5 protein-coding genes are annotated in these 6159 nt (G+C 69.3%); 1 reads left to right on the top strand and 4 read right to left on the bottom strand.

Annotated features, from left to right (window positions below):
• Positions 1–851 precede the first annotated feature (851 nt).
• Complete coding sequence (rny, locus tag JQN83_RS24910) at positions 852–2618, top strand: ribonuclease Y (protein ID WP_208569577.1); 1767 nt, start codon at positions 852–854, stop codon at positions 2616–2618.
• Between the two features lie 130 nt (positions 2619–2748).
• On the opposite strand, the gene JQN83_RS24905 is transcribed toward rny, so the two are convergent.
• From JQN83_RS24905 to JQN83_RS24890, 4 genes are read right to left on the bottom strand one after another with little or no spacing between them, the layout of a single operon-like run.
• Positions 2749–3717, bottom strand: a complete 969-nt coding sequence (locus JQN83_RS24905) for an amino acid ABC transporter permease (protein ID WP_208569576.1) — start codon at positions 3715–3717, stop codon at positions 2749–2751.
• Positions 3714–4421, bottom strand: a complete 708-nt coding sequence (locus JQN83_RS24900; RefSeq protein WP_208569575.1) for an amino acid ABC transporter permease — start codon at positions 4419–4421, stop codon at positions 3714–3716. The genes JQN83_RS24905 and JQN83_RS24900 overlap by 4 nt, the downstream gene beginning before the upstream one ends.
• A gap of 39 nt (positions 4422–4460) precedes the next feature.
• A complete protein-coding gene (locus tag JQN83_RS24895) occupies positions 4461–5339 on the bottom strand; it encodes a glutamate ABC transporter substrate-binding protein (RefSeq protein WP_208569574.1) in 879 nt (292 codons plus the stop codon).
• 57 nt (positions 5340–5396) lie between these two features.
• Complete coding sequence (locus tag JQN83_RS24890; protein WP_281899615.1) at positions 5397–6152, bottom strand: amino acid ABC transporter ATP-binding protein; 756 nt, start codon at positions 6150–6152, stop codon at positions 5397–5399.
• Positions 6153–6159: the final 7 nt, after the last annotated feature.

The raw sequence follows: 6159 nt of genomic DNA, 5'->3' as shown, positions 1-6159 counted from the left end.
CTCATCTGCCTCGCCCGACGCCGCTGCGACGTCCTATACGCCATGCTCCGCGACAAGATCCCCTACCAACCCCGCCCCACCAGCCCCGTCCCCGCTTGACGAAACCCATAGGGACACCCCCCCCGCAAGATCGTGCTCGAACCTGGTTGTAGTGGTATCCGTCGTTTCGGAGGCCACTACAACCAGGAAACAGTGCGATCTTGCGGCGCGGGGTGTGGGCGCTCGGCCGGAGGGCGGCCCCGGTCCGGACGGCAAGCGGAGTGGAGAGACGCCGGGGCGCGGTGAGCCGCCAGGTGCCGAAGGTGAATAGCGGCCGGAAGGCGGCCGACGAGCGGCCGAAACGGAAGTTTTATGGCTTGGTGTCCGGATTTGGATCACCAATGGGTGACGTTGCCAACTCTCTCCGTTCGGGGGGTTTGATCATGAGTTCTTGACCGATCGGCCTTCCGAGACCTAGCCTCGCCATACAGGCTCACTTTGCCCGACCAGCGCAGGCTAAGCGCACAACATAGATCTCGTAACAGAACAGCATCACTTTGGCCAGCTCCACCGGCCTTGACGGTCGTTCCGGACAGCCGGTCCGGAGCCGACCCGACAACTGCACCCGGCTGTCGGCGATGCCGCATGGGCACCGCCGACGGAGAGCTATCCCCACGGCCAGCCGCTCGGTCGGGCGTCCAGAGCCGCAGAGGTGCGTGCCCGTCGGCACGGTTCCCCTGCGGCGTAGACGTTTGGGGAGGCACGACCATGGCGGGTCGGCACAGGGACCGGGGGTCCCCAGCAGGCGGTGGCGAGCGCGGGTGCGCCGACGCGGTGTGGCGGCCCACCGGCCCCGGTGACGGGACACCGGCATGAACACCTTCGACGTGGTGCTCCTGATCGTCGTCGGGGTCCTCGCCCTGGTCGTGGTCGGCGCCGTCCTGATCGGCGTACGGGCGCTGCGTCGCATCGGTGCCGCCCCCGCCCCGGAGGACCCCGCCTTCATCGCCGAGAAGGACCGCCAGGAACAGTCCCTGGCCGCCCTGCGGACCGCCGCCGACGAGGTGAACAGCACCATCGACGTGGCGAAGTCCGCCGCCTCCGCAGCCCGTGCCGAGGCGGCCGGGGCCAAGGCGGAGGCGAAGTCGGCCCGGGCGGAGGCCCGCCGGGTCCTCGACGACGCCCGTGCCGAGGCGGACACCGTCCTGGAACGCGCCCACAAACAGGCCGAGGCGGACGCGGAGCAGCTGCGGGCCAGCGCCCGGCGCAGCGGTGAGCGTGAGGTGGCGGTGCTCGCCGCGACGACACGGGAGCAGGCGGCCGAGGTGGAACGCCGGGCCGCCCGGATGGACGAGCGGGAGCGGCTGCACACCGAGGAGGTGGAGCGGCTGGCCGAACGCGAGCGGCAGCTCACCGCCGCCAGTGCCGCGCTGGCCGAGCGGGAGGCGGCGATCAGTGCCCGGGAGGCCGCGCTGACCGTGGCCGAGGAGCAGCGCCGGCGGGAGCTGGAACGCGTCGCCGGGCTGACCGCCGAGTCGGCCCGCACGGAGCTGATCGAGGTGATCGAGACCCAGGCGAAGCGGGAGGCGGCGCTGCTGGTGCGGGACATCGAGTCCGACGCCCGCAACACCGCCGAGCAACGTGCCCGGCACATCGTGGTGGACGCCATCCAGCGGGTGGCCAGCGAGCAGACCGCCGAGAGCGTGGTCAGCGTCCTGCACCTGCCGGGGGACGAGATGAAGGGGCGGATCATCGGCCGGGAGGGGCGCAACATCCGCGCCTTCGAGTCGGTGACCGGAGTCAACCTGATCATCGACGACACCCCCGAGGCGGTGCTGCTGTCCTGCTTCGACCCGGTACGCCGGGAGGTCGGTCGGCTCACCCTGGAGAAGCTGATCCTCGACGGGCGGATCCACCCGCACCGGATCGAGGAGGTGCACGACCTCGCCCGGCAGGAGGTGGAGGAGCTGTGCCACCGGGCCGCCGAGGATGCCCTGGTGGAGGTGGGCATCACCGAGATCCACCCCGAGCTGGTCACCCTGCTCGGCCGGCTGCGCTACCGCACGTCGTACGGGCAGAACGTGCTCAAGCACCTGGTGGAGACCGCGCACATCGCCGGGATCATGGCCGCCGAGCTGCGGTTGGACGTGCCGACCATCAAACGGTCGGCGTTCCTGCACGACATCGGCAAGGCGCTCACCCACGAGGTGGAGGGCAGCCACGCCATCATCGGCGCCGACCTGGCCCGCAAGTACGGCGAGAGCGAGGACGTGGTGCACGCCATCGAGGCGCACCACAACGAGGTGCCGCCGCAGACCATCGAGGCGGTCCTCACCCAGGCGTCCGACGCCTGCTCGGGCGGGCGGCCCGGGGCCCGGCGGGAGAGCCTGGAGGCGTACGTCAAGCGGCTGGAACGGATCGAGGAGATCGCCGCCGGCAAGCTCGGCGTGGAGAAGGTCTTCGCGATGCAGGCGGGCCGGGAGATCCGGGTGATGGTCAAGCCGGACGACGTCGACGACATCGGCGCGGCGGTCCTCGCCCGGGACGTGGCCAAGCAGATCGAGGAGGAGCTGACCTACCCGGGGCAGATCCGGGTGACCGTGGTCCGGGAGTCCCGGGTCACCGAGATCGCCCGGTGACCGGCCACCGGATGGCGGCACCGGCCGCACCGGGCGACGAGGGGAACCCGCGACCACGGTGACCACCGAACGACACGGCACGAGGGCCGGCCCGGATCTCCGGGCCGGCCCTCGTGCCGTGCGGGGTGGTTCAGATGCCGCCCGCGCCCTCCGCCTGGGAGGTGAGCGCGGCGGCCGGGGGCGGCGGGGCCGCCTTCCCGACGGACTTGCGGCCCCGGGACAGCCGCCGCTGGACGAACTGGGCCAGCTTGGACAGCGAGTAGTTGGCCAGGATGAACAGCGCGGCGATCACCACGTAGACCTGGATCGGGTTGTCCAGCACGCCGATGAGCTGCTTGCCGATGTTGAGGGTCTCCTCGTAGCTGATGATGAAGCCCAGCGAGGTGTCCTTGAGTACCACGACGAGCTGGCTGATCAGCGCCGGCAGCATGATCCGGAACGCCTGGGGCAGCAGGATCATCCGGGTGGTCTGGGCGGGGGAGAGGCCGATCGCGGCGGCGGCCTCGGCCTGCCCGCCGGGCAGCCCCTCCATGCCGGAGCGCAGGATCTCGGCGATGACCACGGAGTTGTAGACGGTCAGGCCGATGACCAGGTACCACAGCGAGTCGAAGGAGATGCCGAACTCGGGGAAGCCCCGGGCCACGAAGAAGATGGTGAGCACCACCGGCAGGCCCCGGAACACCTCGACGCAGACCCGGGTGACCGCCGAGAGGGTGGCGCTGAGCCCGCGCAGCAGGTAGGCCACCGGGGTGGCCATCCCGGTGAAGCGTCGCCGGGTGAGGCTCTTGAGCTGGATGCGGAGGATCGCGAGCAGGGTGCCGACCACCAGCGACGCGACGATGGCCAGCACGGCGGCGGTCAGGGTGTTCTTCAGCCCGAAGCCGATCCGGTCCCACACCTGGGAGAAGTTCTCGTGGGAGGGGTCGACCAGCGGACCCCACAGCTCCATCGAGAACTGACCCTTGTCGTCCAGCGGACGGTAGATCAGGAAGTACGCGCCGACGGCCAGCAGCACGGTGGCGACGATGCTGCTGATCAGGGTGATCCGGCGTTGGCGCGGGCCGGGGACGTCGTACAGGACGCTGGTCTGCTGACTCATCGGGCCACCGCCTGTCGCTTCTCCAGCCGGTCGAGCAGTGCGCCGAGCGGCACGGTCATGATCAGGTAGCCGATCGAGATGCCGATGGCGACCGGGATGAAGGCGTAGCCCTCGGCGGAGGTGAGCTGGTCGGCGCTCTGGGACAGGTCGCCGACCACGCCGAAGAAGCCGACCAGCGCCGAGTTCTTGATCATCGCGATGATCACCGAGCCGAGCGGCACCACCGACGCCTTCCAGGACTGCGGCAGCACCACGTGCCGCAGGTTCTGGCCGAAGGTCAGGCCGAGCGACCGGGCCGCCTCGGCCTGACCCGGCGGCACCGCGTTGACCCCGGAGCGCAGCGCCTCACAGACGAACGCGGCGGTGTAGAGCACCAGGGCGATCAGCGCGAACCGGAAGTACGGCAGGTCGGTGCCGAGCCGGGTGAACAGCGAATCCAGCACGGGGATGCGCAGGAAGTCGGCGTTGGAGCCGAGCGCCGGCAGGCCGAATGCGGCGAAGAACATCACCACGGTCAGCGGCATGTTCCGGAAGATGTTCACGTACGCGGTGCCGACGGCGCGTAGCGGCGGCACCGGCGAGATGCGCAGCACCGCCAGGACGGCACCCAGGATCAGGGCGCCGACCGCGGCGAGGACGCAGATCTGGAGGGTGAGCCAGAAACCACCCGCGAAGACGTCGAACTTGTCGATGAGCACACTCACGGGCCGGTGTTCCTCCCCACCCTCCAGATCGAGGTCAGATCAGTAACGGTTGACGGTGGGCGCGGTGCCCAGCTCCGCGCCGAACTTGCCGGCGGTGTCGTCCCACGCCTTCTTCCAGCTGCCGTCGTTGAACGCCTTCTCCAGCGTGTCGTTGACGAAGTTGCGGAAGTCGTTGTCCTCCTTCTTCACCCCGATGCCGTACGGCTCCTTGGTGAAGTTCTCGCCGGCCAGCTTGAACGACGACTCGTCCTTGGCGATGTAGCCGAGCAGGATCACGTTGTCGGTGGTGACGGCGTCGACCTGGCCGCCCTTGAGGGCGTCGCGGCACTTGTCGTACGTGTCGAAGAGCACGAGCTGGGTGCCGACGTCCTTGACGTACTTCTTGATCTCCTCGGCCGGGGTGGACCCGGTCACCGAGCAGACCTTCTTGGTGCCGTCCTTGAAGGAGTCCGGCCCGGTGATGGTGGCGTCGTCCTTCTTGACCAGGATGTTCTGGCCGGCCTCGTAGTACGGCCCCGCGAAGGCGATCCGCTCCTTGCGCTTGTCGTTGATCGTGTAGGTCGCCGCGACCAGGTCGACGGTGCCGTTGACGATGACGTCCTCGCGGACCTTCGACGGCGTCTCGACGTACTCGATCTTGTCGGCGGGGATGCCCAGCTCCTTGACGATGAGCTTGGCCACCTCGACGTCGAAGCCCTCCGGCTTGCCCGACAGGCCCTTCTGGCCGAAGCCGGGCTGGTCGAACTTGGTGCCGATCTTGATCTTCTGCGCCTTGTTGAGCTTCTCCATGGTGCTGCCGGCGGCGAAGGACTTGCTGCCGGAACCGGTGCCCTCGTCGGCGTCGTCGCCGCCGCAGGCGGCCAGGCCGAGCGCCAGAGTAGCCGCCGCGGCGACTGCCGCCACGCGCTTCATACGCATACTGATCTCCTTCTTCGTCGGAATGCACCGGTGACCGGCACGCTCCACTACGGACGCCTAGTGCGTGAGGATCTTGGAGAGGAAGTCCCGGGCCCGCTCGCTGCGCGGGTTGGCGAAGAACTCCGTCGGCGGGGCGTCCTCGACGAGCTGCCCGTCGGCCATGAAGATCACCCGGTTGGCGGCGTGCCGGGCGAAGCCCATCTCGTGGGTCACCACCACCATGGTCATGCCCTCGCTCGCCAGTGAGGTCATCACATCCAGCACCTCGCCGACCATCTCCGGGTCGAGGGCGCTGGTCGGCTCGTCGAAGAGCATCGCCTTGGGCTGCATGGCCAGCGCGCGGGCGATCGCCGCCCGCTGCTGCTGGCCGCCGGAGAGCTGGGCCGGGTACTTGTCGGCCTGGTTGGCGATGCCGACCCGGTCGAGCAGGGCCAGGCCGCGCTCGCGGGCGGCGGCCGGCTTCTCCTTGCGGACCTTGACCGGCCCGAGGGTGACGTTCTCCAGGATGGTCTTGTGGGCGAAGAGGTTGAACGACTGGAAGACCATGCCGACCTCGCTGCGCAGCTTCGCCAGCGCCCGCCCCTCGGCCGGCAGCGGCTGGCCGTCGAAGGTGATCGTCCCGTCGTTGATCGGCTCCAGCCGGTTGATCGTCCGGCAGAGTGTCGACTTGCCGGAGCCGGACGGCCCGATCACCACCACGACCTCGCCCTTGCCCACCGAGAGTGACACGTCGTCGAGCACGTGCAGTGGGCCGAACCACTTGTTGACCTTGTCCAGCACGATCAGCGGTTCGCCGGTCGCCACGTCGTCCACCGTCCCT

This window comes from Micromonospora antibiotica, from assembly GCF_017599305.1.
GTDB lineage: Bacteria > Actinomycetota > Actinomycetes > Mycobacteriales > Micromonosporaceae > Micromonospora > Micromonospora antibiotica.
This window is presented reverse-complemented; position numbering and strand designations above follow the sequence as displayed.

Bases quoted from the DNA above. Each gene is read 5' to 3' on its own strand.
- rny (WP_208569577.1), top strand. From the start codon at position 852: ATGAACACCTTCGACGTGGTGCTCCTGATCGTCGTCGGGGTCCTCGCC.
- JQN83_RS24905 (WP_208569576.1), bottom strand. From the start codon at position 3,717: ATGAGTCAGCAGACCAGCGTCCTGTACGACGTCCCCGGCCCGCGCCAA.
- JQN83_RS24895 (WP_208569574.1), bottom strand. From the start codon at position 5,339: ATGCGTATGAAGCGCGTGGCGGCAGTCGCCGCGGCGGCTACTCTGGCG.